This is a genomic window from Sphingomonas jatrophae, assembly GCF_900113315.1.
Classification (GTDB): Bacteria; Pseudomonadota; Alphaproteobacteria; order Sphingomonadales; family Sphingomonadaceae; genus Sphingomonas_P; species Sphingomonas_P jatrophae.
In genome coordinates this window covers 1025150-1039815 of the sequence record NZ_FOZG01000002.1, presented here as the reverse complement: position 1 = coordinate 1039815, position 14666 = coordinate 1025150, and the positions used below count along the sequence as shown (strand labels likewise).

At 70.0% G+C, this 14666-nt stretch carries 21 protein-coding genes; 19 read left to right on the top strand and 2 right to left on the bottom strand.

Going from position 1 to position 14666, the window contains the following annotated elements:
• The first annotated feature begins 91 nt into the window (after positions 1-91).
• The 7 genes from BM360_RS14260 to BM360_RS14230 all read left to right on the top strand — a co-directional run bounded on the left by BM360_RS14260 (position 92) and on the right by BM360_RS14230 (position 4343).
• Positions 92-415, top strand: coding sequence for a MerC domain-containing protein (locus tag BM360_RS14260; protein ID WP_093315700.1), 324 nt, complete (start codon positions 92-94; stop codon positions 413-415).
• 43 nt (positions 416-458) lie between these two features.
• Complete coding sequence (locus BM360_RS14255; protein ID WP_093315699.1) at positions 459-923, top strand: Fur family transcriptional regulator; 465 nt, start codon at positions 459-461, stop codon at positions 921-923.
• Positions 920-1171: a hypothetical protein gene (locus tag BM360_RS14250; protein WP_093315698.1), complete on the top strand. Its 252-nt coding sequence runs from the start codon at positions 920-922 to the stop codon at positions 1169-1171. Before BM360_RS14255 ends, BM360_RS14250 begins: the two co-directional genes overlap by 4 nt.
• Positions 1172-1219: 48 nt before the next feature.
• Positions 1220-1345, top strand: coding sequence for a type B 50S ribosomal protein L36 (ykgO, locus tag BM360_RS14245; protein ID WP_004210176.1), 126 nt, complete (start codon positions 1220-1222; stop codon positions 1343-1345).
• Positions 1346-1400: 55 nt separating this feature from the next.
• Positions 1401-2018 carry an HAD-IA family hydrolase gene (locus BM360_RS14240; RefSeq protein WP_093315697.1) on the top strand — a complete coding sequence of 206 codons (618 nt, stop codon included), beginning with the start codon at positions 1401-1403 and terminating at the stop codon, positions 2016-2018.
• Between the two features lie 43 nt (positions 2019-2061).
• Positions 2062-3432, top strand: coding sequence for a serine hydrolase domain-containing protein (locus BM360_RS14235; RefSeq protein ID WP_093315696.1), 1371 nt, complete (start codon positions 2062-2064; stop codon positions 3430-3432).
• Between the two features lie 86 nt (positions 3433-3518).
• Positions 3519-4343 carry a hypothetical protein gene (locus BM360_RS14230; protein WP_093315695.1) on the top strand — a complete coding sequence of 275 codons (825 nt, stop codon included), beginning with the start codon at positions 3519-3521 and terminating at the stop codon, positions 4341-4343.
• Here the strand turns inward: BM360_RS14230 and pyk are convergent.
• Positions 4334-5788 carry a pyruvate kinase gene (gene pyk, locus BM360_RS14225; protein ID WP_093315694.1) on the bottom strand — a complete coding sequence of 485 codons (1455 nt, stop codon included), beginning with the start codon at positions 5786-5788 and terminating at the stop codon, positions 4334-4336. The genes BM360_RS14230 and pyk overlap by 10 nt on opposite strands.
• A gap of 81 nt (positions 5789-5869) precedes the next feature.
• On the opposite strand from pyk, the gene BM360_RS14220 reads away from it, so the two are divergent.
• From BM360_RS14220 to ruvA, 7 genes are all read left to right on the top strand, one after another.
• Positions 5870-6187 (top strand): DUF1244 domain-containing protein, encoded by a 318-nt coding sequence (locus BM360_RS14220; protein ID WP_093315693.1) that lies wholly within the window; start codon positions 5870-5872, stop codon positions 6185-6187.
• Between the two features lie 29 nt (positions 6188-6216).
• Positions 6217-7530, top strand: a complete 1314-nt coding sequence (locus BM360_RS14215) for a metal-dependent hydrolase family protein (protein ID WP_093315692.1) — start codon at positions 6217-6219, stop codon at positions 7528-7530.
• A 65-nt stretch (positions 7531-7595) separates the two neighbouring features.
• Entirely contained in the window at positions 7596-7835 is a 240-nt protein-coding gene (locus tag BM360_RS14210) for a DUF2312 domain-containing protein (protein WP_093315691.1), read from the top strand.
• A gap of 50 nt (positions 7836-7885) precedes the next feature.
• Positions 7886-8530 carry a hypothetical protein gene (locus BM360_RS14205; RefSeq protein ID WP_093315690.1) on the top strand — a complete coding sequence of 215 codons (645 nt, stop codon included), beginning with the start codon at positions 7886-7888 and terminating at the stop codon, positions 8528-8530.
• Positions 8531-8583: 53 nt separating this feature from the next.
• Positions 8584-9333, top strand: coding sequence for a YebC/PmpR family DNA-binding transcriptional regulator (locus tag BM360_RS14200; protein ID WP_093315689.1), 750 nt, complete (start codon positions 8584-8586; stop codon positions 9331-9333).
• A 28-nt stretch (positions 9334-9361) separates the two neighbouring features.
• Positions 9362-9880, top strand: a complete 519-nt coding sequence (gene ruvC, locus BM360_RS14195) for a crossover junction endodeoxyribonuclease RuvC (protein ID WP_093316064.1) — start codon at positions 9362-9364, stop codon at positions 9878-9880.
• 16 nt (positions 9881-9896) lie between these two features.
• Complete coding sequence (gene ruvA / locus BM360_RS14190) at positions 9897-10493, top strand: Holliday junction branch migration protein RuvA (protein ID WP_093315688.1); 597 nt, start codon at positions 9897-9899, stop codon at positions 10491-10493.
• 34 nt (positions 10494-10527) lie between these two features.
• Here ruvA and BM360_RS14185 read toward each other — a convergent pair whose 3' ends face one another.
• On the bottom strand, positions 10528-10824 hold the full coding sequence (locus BM360_RS14185) for a hypothetical protein (RefSeq protein ID WP_093315687.1): 297 nt from the start codon (positions 10822-10824) through the stop codon (positions 10528-10530).
• Positions 10825-10935: 111 nt separating this feature from the next.
• On the opposite strand from BM360_RS14185, the gene ruvB reads away from it, so the two are divergent.
• Genes ruvB through BM360_RS14160 form a run of 5 tightly spaced genes read left to right on the top strand, consistent with a single transcriptional unit; the run spans position 10936 to position 14626 of the window.
• Complete coding sequence (gene ruvB / locus BM360_RS14180) at positions 10936-11958, top strand: Holliday junction branch migration DNA helicase RuvB (protein WP_093315686.1); 1023 nt, start codon at positions 10936-10938, stop codon at positions 11956-11958.
• A 55-nt stretch (positions 11959-12013) separates the two neighbouring features.
• Positions 12014-12481 carry a YbgC/FadM family acyl-CoA thioesterase gene (locus tag BM360_RS14175; RefSeq protein ID WP_093315685.1) on the top strand — a complete coding sequence of 156 codons (468 nt, stop codon included), beginning with the start codon at positions 12014-12016 and terminating at the stop codon, positions 12479-12481.
• Entirely contained in the window at positions 12474-13175 is a 702-nt protein-coding gene (gene tolQ, locus BM360_RS14170; RefSeq protein WP_093315684.1) for a protein TolQ, read from the top strand. Before BM360_RS14175 ends, tolQ begins: the two co-directional genes overlap by 8 nt.
• Entirely contained in the window at positions 13175-13618 is a 444-nt protein-coding gene (gene tolR / locus BM360_RS14165) for a protein TolR (RefSeq protein ID WP_093315683.1), read from the top strand. The genes tolQ and tolR overlap by 1 nt, the downstream gene beginning before the upstream one ends.
• A gap of 3 nt (positions 13619-13621) precedes the next feature.
• On the top strand, positions 13622-14626 hold the full coding sequence (locus BM360_RS14160) for a hypothetical protein (RefSeq protein ID WP_093315682.1): 1005 nt from the start codon (positions 13622-13624) through the stop codon (positions 14624-14626).
• Positions 14627-14666 lie beyond the last annotated feature (40 nt).

Genomic DNA, 14666 nt, shown 5'->3' with positions numbered 1-14666 from the left:
GCGGCGAGGTTCGTGCCAAAGACCGCGCTTGAGGAGAGTGTTCGGCGTGACTCGAAGCGGTGGATGGGCGGATTGGCTGGACCGGGCGGCCATGGGGCTGTCGGGGCTGTGCGTAATCCATTGCGTCGCCTCGTCGGTGCTGCTCGTGGCGCTTGCCTCGGTCGGTGGCGCGCTGATGCACCCGGCGGTGCACGAGATCGGGCTGGTGCTCGCCATCGTGCTGGCGGCGGTCGCGCTCGGCCGTGGCATCATGCTGCACGGTTATATGCTGCCCGCCTCGGTCGGGGGCCTTGGCCTCGGCGTGATGGCGGGGGCGATGACGCTCGGCCACGGCCCGGCGGAGGTAGTCTATACCATTCTCGGCGTCGCGCTGGTCGCGCTCGGCCACGATCTCAACCGCCGCGCCTTCACCTGAGCGCAACTGGACGCGGCGGCGCCGCGCGCCTATCTTGGGCGTCATGGCCGCGCATCCGCATGTTCTGCACGAGGGCGAGTCGCTCGCCGAAGCTGCCGCCGCGACGCTGAAGGCGGCGGGCGAGCAGTGGACGCCGATGCGCGCCGCCGTGTTCGACGCGATCAGCGGGTTCGAACGGCCGGCCTCCGCCTATGACATCGCCGAGGCGGTCTCCAAGGCCGAGGGGCGGCGGGTCGCGGCGAACAGCGTGTACCGCATCCTCGACCTGTTCACCGCGTCCAACCTCGTTCGCCGGGTGGAAAGCGCGAACGCCTATGTCGCCAATGCGCATCCGGGCTGCCTGCACGATTGCATCTTCCTCGTCTGCGACACGTGCGGGCAGGCGACGCATCTCGACGATGACCGGCTGACCGGCAGCGTGCGATCGGTGGCGAGCAAGACGGGCTTCGCGCCGACGCGCCCGGTGATCGAGGTGCACGGCACCTGTGCCGAGTGCGGCGAGGATTGAACGGCTTCGCGCTCGACGGATTGAGCGCCTTCGGGCTGTTCGCGGTCGGTTTCACCCTCATCTGCTATGCGCTGGAGGCACGCAGCCCTTGGTGGACGCTGGCCTTCGCGTTCGGCTGTCTGCTCGGCTCGGCCTACGGCTTTCTGCAGGGGGCGTGGCCGTTCGGGCTGGTGGAACTGGCCTGGACGGCGGTGGCTCTGGTTAAATGGCGGCGGCAAATGGTTGACTCAAGGGCGGTGCCTGGCTAGGGGCGGCGCCTCATTTTCCGGCATAACAGGTTCACGAAGGCGCTCGCGATGAAGATCCGCAATTCTCTGAAGTCGCTGAAGGGGCGCCATCGCGACAACCGCGTGATCCGTCGCCGCGGCCGCACCTACGTCATCAACAAGACGAACCGTCGCTTCAAGGCGCGCCAGGGCTGATCCGGTCGGGGGCCCGGCAGGGCCCCTCCTCCATGCTCGGGCGGACGGGGCGGTGATGAGCAAGGTTCGCGCCGCCGTCTTCGATGTCGGCCATGTCCTGTATGATTGGGATCCGCGCTACCTCTACGAGGCGCTGATCGAGGATGAGGCGGTGCGTGAGCGCTTCCTCGCCGAAGTGGTCACGCGCGACTGGCACTTTCAGCACGATGCCGGCCGGCTCTTCGCGGAGACGAGCGCCGAGCTGATCGCGCGCTTCCCCGAACATGCCGCGTTGATCGAGGCGTTCGGGCCGCGCTTCAACGAGACGATCCCGCATCCTATCCCCGGCATGATCGAGATCGTCGAGGAGCTGGATGCGCGCGGCGTGCCGCTCTTCGCCATCACCAATTTCTCGGGCGAGTTCTGGCCGCCCTTCCGCACCCGCGAATCGCACCTGTTCGATCGCTTCCGCGCCATCGTCGTCTCGGGTGACGAGCGGATGGTGAAGCCCGATCCCGCCATCTACGCACTCGCGCTCGACCGCTTCGGCCTCGGCGCGTGCGAAGGCGTGTTCATCGACGACCGGGCGGACAATGTCGCCGCGGCGAACGATGCCGGGCTGATCGGCCATCTGTTCGAGGGTGCCGAGGGCGTGCGCGCCAAGCTCGTCTCGCTGGGGCTGCTGGACAAATAGGGCGTCGCCTGTCACGCATCCCATGAACCAGATGGGATAGACGATGCGGCCGATCCTCGCACTTCTGCTGTTTGCCGCGCCGGTTGTGGCGCAGGCGCAGCCGTTCACGCCTGCCGAAGAGGCGCAGGTCGATTCGCTCGTCCAGCAGGCCTTGCAGCGCACCGGGGTGCCGTCTGCATCGGTGGCGGTGGTGCGCGGCGGCAAGCTCGCCTTCACCCGCGCTTATGGCGACCAGCGGGGCAACCGCATGGCCGCGCTGCCGGACGCGCGCTACGCCATCGCCTCCGTCTCCAAGCAGATCACCGCCGCGGCCGTCCTGCTGCTGGCGGAGCAGGGCCGCCTGTCGCTCGACGACAAGGTCGCGAAATGGCTGCCCGACCTGACCGACGCCGACAAGGTGACGATCCGCCAGCTGCTCAGCCATACCAGCGGCTACCGCGATTACTGGCCGCAGGATTATGCCTTCTCCGCGATGGAGAAGCCGACCGCGCCGCAGGGCATCCTCGATCGCTGGGCCAAGCTGCCGCTCGATTTCGCGCCGGGCAGCCAGTGGCAATATTCCAACACCGGCTATGTCGCCGCCGCGCGGATCGTCGAGAAAGCGAGCGGGCAGGATTTTCACGCCTTCATCCAGTCGCGCATCCTCAGGCCCGCGGGCGTCACCGGCGCGGTGCCGCAGGAAGCGGTGGAGCCGATTGACGCCAGGGGCTTCCACCGATTCGCACTCGGCCCCGTGCGGCGCGTGACGCCGGAGGGCGCGGGCTGGCTCTACGGCGCGGGCGACTGGGCGATGTCGGCGGCGGATCTCGCCCGCTGGAACATCGCGCGGATCGACCGCCGCGTGCTCAGGCCCGCCTCGTGGGAGCGCCAGGAGAAGGAGGTGGTGCTGACCGACGGCACGCCCTCCGGCTATGGCCTCGGCGTCACGCTGGAGCGGTCGAACGGCTTCACCCGGATCAGCCATGGCGGCGAGGCGAATGGCTTTCTCACCGCCAACCGCGTCTATGCGCCGATCCGCGGTGCCGTGGTGGTGATGGTCAATGCCGATTTCGGCAATGCGCAGACGACCATCGCCGACGGGCTGGAGGCGATCCTGATCCCGCAGGCGGATACGACGCGCGTCGCGCGCGAATTGTGGGATCAGGTGCGGAGCGGCCGGATCGACCGCGCGCGCTTCACGGACAACGGCAATTACTATTTCACCGCGCAGACGCTGGAGGATTACCGCACCAGCCTGACGCACTTGGGCGAGCCGACCAGCTTCGTCCGCACCGGCCCGCCGCGGCTGCGCGGCGGCTTCACCGTCGAAAGCTACGTGCTGACCTTCCCCACGACCAAGCTGCGCATCGTGCTGCGCGCCGAGCCGAAGCAGGGCGGGCGCGTGGAGCAGTTCACCGTCTATCCGGAGGGCTGACGCCCGGCGCCCTGTGCCGAAAGTCACCGGGGCGTGTGGCCGGATCGGCCATATCATGCCATCCTGACCGGGAAGGGGGATGGCCGATGCCCTATCGTCGCAGCCGCTGGATCCTGCTGGCGCTGTTCCCGCTGGTGCTCGTCGCCTTCTGGCCCGGCTATTTCGGGGTGATGCGCACCGCTTCCTTCGCCTTCCACGCGCACGGCCTCGCCGCGACGGCGTGGCTGGTGCTGGTGGCGGTGCAGCTCTGGTCGATCCATGCGCGGCGCGTGCGGCTGCACCGCGCGGCGGGGCTGCTGACGTTCGTCGTGGTGCCGCTGTTCGCCGCTGGGAGCCTGCTCGCGATGCGCGACAATGCTCTGCTCTCCGCCGCGAAGGCCGATCCGTTTCATGCGGCGTTCGGCATGCGGCTCGATCTCGTCGATCTGGTCGCGGTGACGACGCTGGTCACGCTCGTCGCGGTCGCGCTGCGTCACCGCCGCCGGGTGGGCCTGCATGCGGGGGCGATGGTGGCGACGGTGCTGCTGGCGCTGCCGCCGGTGCTGGCGCGGCTGTTAACCGGACCGTTGATCGGTCTGGGCGGGCTGTCCTTCGTCTCCGCCTTCTCCACGTCCTTCCACATGGCCCAGCTCTGCGCGGCGGCGCTGGCGCTGCTGCTGGCGCGCGGCGAGTCGAGGGCGCCGATGCTCGCGGTCGCAGCCATGCACATCGGATCGCAGCTGCTGTTCGAGACGCTCGGCCGGACGGCGGCGTGGGAGGCGGCGCTGATGACGCTCGCCGCGGTTCCGCCGCTGCCGCTCGGCCTGGTCGGGCTCGTGCTCGCCGTCGCGGCCTTGGGGTTCGGCTGGGCGCGTGGCGGTCGCGGAAGGGCGTTCTTGGTGCGACCTTCGCGACCTTCGCCTCAGCTATAGCCCTTCAGCTCGTCCCCGGTGATGCGCGCGACATGGAGCACGTTGGTCGCGCCCGGCGTGCCGAAGGGAACGCCCGCGACGATGATCACGCGGTCGCCGCCATGCGCGATCTTGTGGCGGAGCGCCATGCGCTTGGCCTTGGCCACCATCTCCTCGAACCCGCCGACATCCTTGGTGACGACGGCGTGGACGCCCCACAGGAGCCCGAGCCGCCGCGCGGTGGCGCGCTTGGGCGTGAGGACGAGGATCGGCACGTCCGGCCGCTCGCGCGCGATGCGGCGCGCGGTGGAGCCGGACAGCGTGTAGCAAATGATCGCCGCTGCGCTGACGGTGCGCGCGATATGCTTGCACGATCCGGCGAGCGCGTCGGCGGTGGTCGCCTCCATCGGCGTCGCGGTGAAGTGGATGCGCGCGGAATAGCCGGGATCGCGCTCCACCTCGTGCGCGATGCGGTCCATCATGCCGACCGCCTCGGCCGGCCAGTCGCCCGCCGCGCTCTCCGCCGACAGCATCACCGCGTCGGCGCCGTCATACATGGCGGTCGCCACGTCGGACACCTCGGCGCGAGTCGGGGTGGGCGCCTTGATCATCGATTCGAGCATCTGGGTGGCGACCACCACTGGACGGCCGAGCCGCCGCGCGCCCTCGACGATCCGCTTCTGCAGGGGCGGTACCGCCTGCGGCGGCAGTTCCACACCCAGATCGCCGCGAGCGACCATCACGCCGTCCGCCAGTTCAAGGATCTCGTCCAGCCGGTCGATCGCCTGCGGCTTCTCGATCTTGGCGAGGAGCGCCGCCTTGCCGCCGATCAGCCGCCGCGCCTCGGCGACGTCCTCGGGACGCTGGACGAAGGAGAGGGCGATCCAGTCCGCCCCCTGATCCAGCGCGAAGGCGAGATCGCGCCGGTCCTTGTCGGTCAGCGCCGCCATCGGCAGCACCACGTCGGGCACGTTCAGCCCCTTGGAGTTGGACAGGGGGCCGCCGACCTCGACCAAAGTCTCGATCCGCTCAGGGGAAGCGCGCGTCACGCGCAGCACCAGCTTGCCGTCGTCGAGCAGCAGCCGCGCGCCCACCTCGATCGCCTCGAAGATCTCGCGGTGGGGCAGCTGGACGCGGCTGGTGTCGCCAGGGGCGGGATCGCGGTCGAGCACGAAGCGCTCGCCCGTCTTCAGCAGCACGATGCCCTCGGCAAAGGCGCCGACGCGCAGCTTCGGCCCCTGCAGGTCGAACAGGATCGAGATGGGCCGGCCGGCCGAGCGCTCCACCTCGCGGATGCCCTGGATCAGCGGCAGCTTGCCGGCATGATCGCCGTGGCTCATGTTGATGCGAAAGGCATCGGCACCGCCGAGAAACAGCGTGCGGATCATCTCCGGCGTGTTGCTGGCGGGGCCCAGCGTGGCAAGCACGCGGACCTTGCGGCTCCGGGGGGCGGCAAGCTCGGTCAAGCCGGATGTCCTTCCATACTGGCCTCGGCGTCGCGGGGGCGATAGTCGGTTGCGGCCAAGGATCAACCCGGGAGTGTGCCCATGTCCTGCGCCGAGACCGCGCCCGTCACTGTCGACATCACCGACGAAGAAGCGGCCGCCGCGTTCCGCCGGCTCGTCGCGCATTTGCGGCATCGCAGCGACGCGGAGAATATCGACCTGATGGGACTGGCCGGCTTCTGCCGCAACTGCCTGGGCGATTGGGTGTCGGAGGCGAGCGGCGGACGGCTGACCCGCGACGCCGCGCGCGAGGCGGTCTATGGCATGCCGGCGGGTGAGTGGAAGGCGCGCTTCTCGACACCGGCAACGCCGGAGCGGATCGCGCGGATGGAAGCGAGCGTCGCAAAGAATCAGGCCTGACACGTCGGTCGGGCAAACAGGGGGGCAGTATGACGAAGACGTTTATCGGCATCGCAGCGGCGATGCTGCTGGCAGGCACGGCCGCGGCACAGGCGCCGCAGCCGGCGACCTATGTGCATGCGGGCGCGCTGCTCGACCGGCCGGGCCAGGCGCCCCGCGGGCAGAGCACGGTGATCGTGCGCGGCGGCAAGGTGGAAGCGGTGCGCGACGGCTTCGTCGCACCCGAGGCGGGCGCGCGGCTGATCGACCTGAAGGACAAGTTCGTCCTGCCCGGGCTGATCGACATGCACGTCCACCTGTGGGGCATCGGCGGCGATCCGCAGCGCGCGCGGCTTGGTGGGCTGACGCGTGACGACGGCGACAACATGATGGAGGCGATCACCAACGCCCGCCGCACGCTCGCCGCCGGCTTCACCACGGTGCGCGATCTGGGCGGCTCGCCCCGCGGTATCCGCGCGCTGCGCGACGGCATCGCCCAGGGCGTCGTCGAGGGGCCGACCATCGTCAATGCGGGCAGCATGGTGTCCGTGACGGGCGGGCATGGCGACGGCAGCAACGGTCTGGCGGAAGAGTGGGCCGACACGGTCCACCAGCATCAGATCAACACCTGCGACGGCCCGGACGATTGCCGCCGCGCGGTGCGGGCGCAGGTTGGCCTGGGCGCGCAGGTGATCAAGTTCGCGGCGACGGGCGGCGTGCTGTCCAACGTGTCGGGCGGCCTCGGCCGGGCGATGACGCCGGAAGAGATGCGCGCGATCATCGACACGGCGCACGCGCTCGGCCGCAAGGTGGCGGCGCACAGCCATGCCGCGGAGGGCACCAAGGCGGCGCTGGAGGCGGGGGTCGATTCGATCGATCACGGCACTTTCCTCGACGACGAGGCGATCCGCCTGTTCAAGGCAAAGGGCGCTTTCCTGGTCCCGACGATGATCGCCCCAGTGACCGCGCTGGCGCAGGCGCGTGCCGGCGCGCTGCCCCCCGCCACCATCCCCAAGGCGGAGGAAGCGGCCACCGTCGCGATGGCGAGCCACAGCAAGGCGATCGCCTCGGGCGTGAAGATCGCCTTCGGCACCGATACGGGCGTCTCCAAGCATGGTGAGAATGCCAAGGAGTTCGCGCTGATGGTGCGGGCGGGGATGACGCCCGCGCAGGCGATCCGTGCCGCCACGGTGGGCGCGGCCGAGCTGCTCGGCCAGAGCCAGCGGATCGGCACGCTGGAGCCCGGCAAGGCGGCGGACCTGATCGCGGTGGCAGGCTCGCCGCTGGAGGACGTGACGCGGCTGGAGCGGGTCGACTTCGTCATGCATGGCGGCGTGCCCGCCACCCCGGCTGCGGTGCAGTAAGGGTTGAGACGTGCGGGCGCCGCCCCTATCGGGCGGCGCTCAACGTTTTCCGGGGACCGAATCACATGAGCGAGGGCAACGTCGCGGCGGATCAGCTGCGCCTCTTCATCGAGCGTATCGAGCGGCTCGAGGAAGAGAAGAAGGGCATGGCCGACGACATCAAGGACGTCTATCTCGAGGCCAAGAGCCAGGGCTATGACGCCAAGACGATGCGCACCATCGTCCGCCTGCGTAAGATGGAAAAGAACGCTCGCGACGAGGCGGACGCGCTGCTCGAGACGTATCGCTCGGCGCTCGGCTTCTGACGCACGGCCGCATCACGGCGGCTGAGGCCCGCGCCGCCGTCTTCGGCTCGGTGCGGGCGCTGGGGCCCGGCTGGTGGCTGCTGGTGCTCGCCGCGACCACCCTGTCCGACCTGATCGACCTGGCGGTGATCGCCCCGCCGGGCGCGACCGCGCTCGTTCGCATGGTGCTGCTGACCTGCACCGGCTGTGCGGTGCTGCGGCGGCTGGGCGGAATCGCCGCTCCCGGCAGGCCCAGCCGGGCGCTCGCCCGATATGCGCTGTTCGAGACGGGCATGGCCTTGCTGTTCGGCATCTCGTCGCATCTGCTGTTCGTCGTCGGCGGGCTAGGAGATCGTCCGCTGGCGACGACGTGGCTGGTGACGTTCCTCGTCGCCGCGGCGTGGAGCATCGCGACGATCCGGCTGACCGGCATCTCGGCGGCACTCGCCTGCGGGGCGCCGTTTGCGGCGATGCGCGGGGCCGTCGCCAAGACGAAGGGCCATGCCACCGCGCTTGCCGCGTGCGTGGCGCAGATCGTCCTGCCCTTCACCGCCATCCATCTGGCGCTGGTGCTGCTGGCGACATCGCTGCCGCTGCCGCCAAAGGCGATTGCGGCCCTGGCGCTGCTCGACGGCGTCGTCTCGGCGATCGCGGTGCTGCTGGCGCTTGCGCTGTTGGACGCGGCGTGGCGGATCGATGCGCGGCGCTTCCCCTGAACGCCATCCCGCACTAGATCGCGAAACAATCCTTTTCCAACGAGAGACCGCGCGTGGCCGGCCATAGCAAGTTCAAGAACATCATGCACCGCAAGGGCGGGCAGGATAAGAAACGGGCGATCCTGTTTTCCAAGCTGAGCCGCGAAATCACGGTGGCGGCGAAATCGGGGCTGCCCGATCCCGACATGAACGCGCGCCTGCGCGCCGCGGTGATCGCCGCGCGCAAGGGCGGAATGCCCAAGGACAATATCCAGCGTTCGATCAACAACGCCTCGGGCAGCGACGGCGCGAATTACGAGGAAGTGCGCTATGAGGGCTTCGGCCCCGGCGGCGTGTCCCTCATCATCGAGACGCTGACCGACAATCGCAACCGCACCGCCACCAACGTGCGCACCGCAGTGTCGAAGAATGGCGGCAACCTTGGCGCCTCGGGCTCGGTCAGCCACGGGTTCGACCGGATGGGCCTGATCTCCTATCCGGCGACCGCGGGCGATGCCGACAAGGTGTTCGAGGCGGCGCTGGAAGCCGGCGCCGAGGACGTCTCCTCCACCGAGGAGGGCCACGAAATCTGGACTGCGACCGACGGCCTGCACGAAGTCGCCAAGGCGCTGGAGCCGGTGCTGGGCGAGCCGGAGGGCGCGAAGCTGGCGTGGCGGCCGCAGACGCAGGTCACCGTGGACGAGGGCGATGCGACGCAGCTGTTCAAGCTGATCGATGCGCTGGACGACGATGACGACGTGCAGACCGTCTGGGCCAATTACGATGTGCCCGAAGCGGTGATGGAGAAGCTCGGCCAGGCCTGATATGGTCGCCGGGTCGGAGGTGCTGCGGATGAACGTCGAGAATAAGGGTCGCTGGACCGTGCTGGGGATCGACCCGGGCCTCGGCGTCACCGGGTGGGGCATTGTCGGGCTGGCGGGCAACCGCATCCGCCATCTCGCCAACGGCCAGATCCGCACCGACAAGACGCTGGCGCTGCCCGACCGGCTGGTCGAGCTGCACGAGGCGCTCGTCGAGGTGATCAAGGAGCACCAGCCCGACGCCTGCGGCATCGAGGAAGTGTTCGTCAACGAGAACCCCCAGTCGACGATCAAGCTGGTGCAGGCGCGCGGCGTGCTGCTGCTGGCGGCGGCGCGGGCGGGGATGGCGATCGGCGAATATGCGCCGCGCGTCGTCAAGAAGGCGGTCACCGGCACCGGCACCGCCGGCAAGGAGCAGGTGCGCGGCATGGTCTCCACGCTGCTGCCGGGCGTGTCGGTGGCGGGCAATGACGCGGCGGATGCGCTGGCCGTGTCGATGACGCACGCGCATCACCTGTCCACCGCCAAGGCGATGCAGGCACGCACCTGATCGCTGGTCACAGGGCATGATCGCAAGGTTGAGCGGCGCGCTCGTGGAGGCGGGCGCGGATCATCTGGTGCTGGATGTGGCCGGCGTCGGCTACCTCGCCCTCGCCTCCGCGCGCACGCTGGCGGCGATGCCGCCGCTGGGCGGGCATGTCGTGCTCTTGACCGAGATGCAGGTGCGCGAGGATGCGATCACGCTGTTCGGCTTCGGCTCGCCCGGCGAGCGCGACTGGTTCCGCCTGCTCACCGGCGTGCAGGGCGTGGGCGCACGCGTGGCGCTGGCGATCCTCTCCGCCCTTGCGCCGGACGAGCTGTCGCGTGCCGTGTCGGCCGGCGACAAGGCGATGGTGACGCGGGCGCAGGGCGTCGGCCCCAAGCTGGCCGAGCGGATCGTGCGCGAGCTGAAGGACAAGGTCGGCGCGGTGGCGCTCGGCCCTGCGGGCGCTCTGGTGCCGGCATCGGGCGCGAGCGCGGATGCGGTGGCGGCGCTCACCGGTCTGGGCTTCCGCCCGGCGGAGGCGGCGACGGCGGTCAAGGCGGCGGAGGATGAGCTAGGGGCGGGCGCCGGGCTCGATGCGGTGGTGCGGCTGGCGCTCAGGAAATCGGCGAAGAGCTGATCGAGGCGCGCCCGCCCGATCAGCCCGGCCCCGGTCAGCGGCGATAGACGCGCCGACCGCGATCGTTGAGGTAATATTCCCGCCCACGCCGGTCGCGATAATAGCGACGATTGCCGTCCGACGTCGCCACGCCGACCGCGGCACCGCCGGCCGCGCCGATGGCTGCGCCTTCACCTACGCCGAGACCGGGGATGAGTGCGCCGGCGACCGCGCCACCCGCCGCACCGAAGCCCGCGCCGCGCAAGCCGTCACGCGTCGTGCCCGAGCTGCAGGCGGACAGGCCCAGCGCCGCGGTGCACGCCAGCGTGAGCCCGAAAAGGGGCTTGGTCATGGTAATTCTCCCGATGTGACAGACTTCCCCAACGGCCGGGCGGTCGGATCGTTCTGTGTAGAAGCTTGTCTCGCTCGACTTTGGCCTGTGCGAACAGCTAGGGAACGGCGGATGACCGACGCGCGCCTGACCACGCCCAATCGCCGGCCCGAGGATGTCGACGCGGCGCTCCGGCCGAAGAGCCTCGACGACTTCGTCGGGCAGAAGGCGGCGCGTGACAATCTGCGCGTGTTCACCAGCGCGGCCAAGGCGCGGGGCGACGTGCTCGACCATGTGCTGCTGTTCGGCCCCCCGGGTCTCGGCAAGACGACGCTGGCGCAGATCGTCGCGCGCGAGATGGGGGTGGGCTTCCGCGCCACGTCCGGCCCGGTAATCGCCAAGTCGGGCGATCTTGCCGCCTTGCTGACCAATCTCGAGGACGGCGACGTGCTGTTCATCGACGAGATCCACCGCCTCCAGCCCGCGGTGGAGGAGGTGCTCTATCCCGCGATGGAGGACCGTGCGCTCGACATCATGATCGGCGAGGGGCCGTCCGCCCGCTCGATCCGCATCGATCTGCCGCGCTTCACCCTCGTTGGCGCGACGACGCGGCAGGGATTGCTGACGACGCCGCTGCGCGATCGGTTCGGTATTCCGATCCGGCTGATCTTCTACACGGTGGACGAGCTCGTCTCGGTCGTCACGCGGGCGGCGGGGCTGCTCGGCCTCGCCATCGCGCCCGATGGCGCGCGCGAGATTGCGCGACGTGCGCGGGGCACGCCGCGCATCGCCGGCCGGCTGCTGCGCCGCGTGCGCGATTTCGCCGACGTGGCGGGTGCGCCTGAGGTCGACGCGGCGGTGGCCGATGCTGCGCTCAACCGGCTGGAGGTGGACAAGCTCGGCCTCGATGCGATGGACCGGCGCTACCTCCGCATGATCGCCGACATCTATCGCGGCGGCCCGGTCGGCGTGGAGACGCTGGCCGCCGGCCTGTCCGAACCGCGCGACACGGTGGAGGAGGTGATCGAGCCCTACCTCATCCAGGTCGGCCTCGTCGCACGGACCGCGCGGGGGCGGTGCCTGAACGGCGCGGCCTGGACGCATCTCGGCCTGCCGATGCCGGAGGGGATGCAGGGCGGCCTGTTCGAGGCCTAGCGTGGTTAATCACTGTGCTTGGCCTCACGGTCCGCAGTGACTAGACCCCGCTGACATGACCGGCAGCGACCCGACCATCGAGCCGCCGAGCCTCGGCGCCTTTTCCGGCAAGGTGCACCGCCTGCCCTTGCGCGTATGGTTCGAGGACACGGACATAACCGGCATCGTCTACCACGCCAATTACGTCCGCTATCTGGAGCGCGGCCGCAGTGCCATGCTGGCGCTGGCCGGGGCCGGGCAGCGCGCGGTGTGGGATGCGGGCGAGGGCGCCTATGCCATCACCGAACTGACGCTGCGCTATCGCCGCCCGGCGCGGCTGGAAGACGTGCTGGTGGTGGAAAGCCGGCTGACGGCACTTCGGCCCGTGTCGTGCGTCATTCAGCAAAGGGTCATGCGCGACGTGGAGGTGCTGGTGGAGGCGGAGGTGACCGCCGCCTTTCTCGACGCGTCCGGCCGGCCGCGGCGGCAGCCGGCATCATGGATGGAGCGGTTCCGGCCGCTGCTGAAGACAGGGGATGAGTGAGTTCATGGAAGGCTTCACGGTAACGGCCAGCGGCGCCACGATGTCGCCCATCGCGCTGTTCATGCAGGCGGATATCGTCGTGAAGGGGGTGATGCTGGGGCTGCTGTTCGCCAGCATCTGGACGTGGGCGATCATCATCGGCCACAGCTTCCGCCTGACCCGCCTGGCCAAGAAGAGCGACGCGTTCGAGCGCGAATTCTGGAAGGCGGAGGACATCGACCGGCTCTATGACGGCGCCGGTCGCGAGGATCTGCCATCGGCCAAGGTCTTCTCCGCAGGCGTCTCCGAATGGCGCCGCTCGACGCAAGGCAAGGCGGTGGACCGCGAGGGCACGCGCGCCCGGCTGGCGACGGCGATGGGCGCGGCTGTCGCGGCGGAGGCGGATCGCCTGTCCGACCGGTTGAACATCCTCGCCACGATCGGCTCGGTCGCGCCCTTCGTCGGCCTGTTCGGCACCGTGTGGGGCATCATGCGCAGCTTCACTGACATCGCCGCCTCGCAGAATACGTCGCTCGGCGTCGTGGCACCCGGCATCGCCGAGGCGCTGTTCGCCACCGCGCTCGGCCTGTTCGCCGCCATCCCCGCGGTGATCGCCTATAACCGGCTGAGCCACCGCGTCGGCCGGTTCGAGGCGAAGCTCAATCGCTTTGCCGACGGCTTCCACGCCACGCTCAGCCGCGAACTGGAACGCTGATGGCGATGGGGCCGATCTCCAACCGCTCGGGCAATGGCCGGCGTGCGCCGATGTCCGAGATCAACGTCACCCCGCTGGTCGACGTGATGCTGGTGCTGCTGATCATCTTCATGGTGACGGCGCCGCTGATGACCGCGGGCGTGCCGGTGAACCTGCCCGACAGCCGCGCCGGCGCGCTCGATCAGGAGCAGAAGCCGCTGGAGATCGGGCTGGACGAGAAGGGCCAGATCTTCATCGGCGAGGAGCCGGTGGCGGACGCGATCTTCCCCGCGCGCCTGGCCCAGGCGGCCGCTGCGGCAAAGGATGAAAAGGGGCCGCAGGTGTTCCTGCGGGCGGATCGCGCGCTCGATTACGGGCGGGTGATGAAGGTGATGGGTGAGCTGAACGCCGCCGGGCTGAACCGCGTCGCGCTGGTGACGACGCAAAGCCAGGAGCGCCGCTGAGCGATGGAGCGCGCCGAGCGCACCGGTTTCGCGATCGCGCTGGTCGGGCACGTCCTGCTGTTCGGCGTGCTGTCCCTCGGGCTTTTGACCAAGTCCAAGCCGCTGCCGCCGATGAACGATCCGATCGACGTGCAGCTGGTCGACGTGGTGGCGCCGCGCTCCGCCGCGCCCGAGATCAGCCAGGAGGCGCCGGCCCCTGCCGCTGCGCCCGAGGCCGGCCCGCCGGAAGAAGCGGCACCCGAGCCGGAGCCGGAGCCCGAACCCACGCCGCCGCCGCCCAAGCCGACGCCAGCACCCCCGCCGCCGGCGCCCAAGCCGACGCCGAAGCCCGCGCCGCCGGAGCCGGTGAAGCCGAAGCCCACGCCCAAGCCGAAGCCGGAGCCGACCAAGCCGACGCCCAAGCCCGTACCGCCGAAGCCCGCACCAGCGAAGCCGACGCCGGCAAAGCCAGCGCCCGCCAAGCCTGCGCCGGCCAAGCCGACTCCGGCGAAGCCCGCGGCGGCGTCATCGGCCAAGCCCGCGCCCGCCAAGGCCGCGCCGGCCAAGGCGGCACCCGCCAAGCCCGCGGCGAAGCCCGGCGCGGGCACGGGCAAGAAGACGAGCGGCGGCCTGCTCAGCGACGATTTCCTGAAAGGCATCACGCCCGAGAAATCCGCCGGCAAGGCGCAGACGCCGCGCGCGGCGATGACGGGGGCGCAGGCCAATGCGCTGGCCGGGCTGATCCGCGAGCAGCTCAAGCCCTACTGGTCGCCGCCTGCCGGCACCGACGTCGATCAGCTCGTCACCACGCTGCGGGTGCGGCTGAACAAGGATGGCAGCCTTGCTGGCGCGCCGGAGGTGCTCGGCACGACGGGCACCAATGCGTCGAACCGCGGCTATGTCCGCCAGCACCAGGATGCGGCGCGCCGTGCGGTGCTGCGCGCGGCGCCGCTGAAACGCCTGCCCGCCGAGTTCTACGAGGACTGGAAAGAGCTCGACACGAATTTCGACAACCGCCTGAGCGGTTGAGGAGTGGAAGAGGTATGACCCTGATGACCCCGTTCGCCCT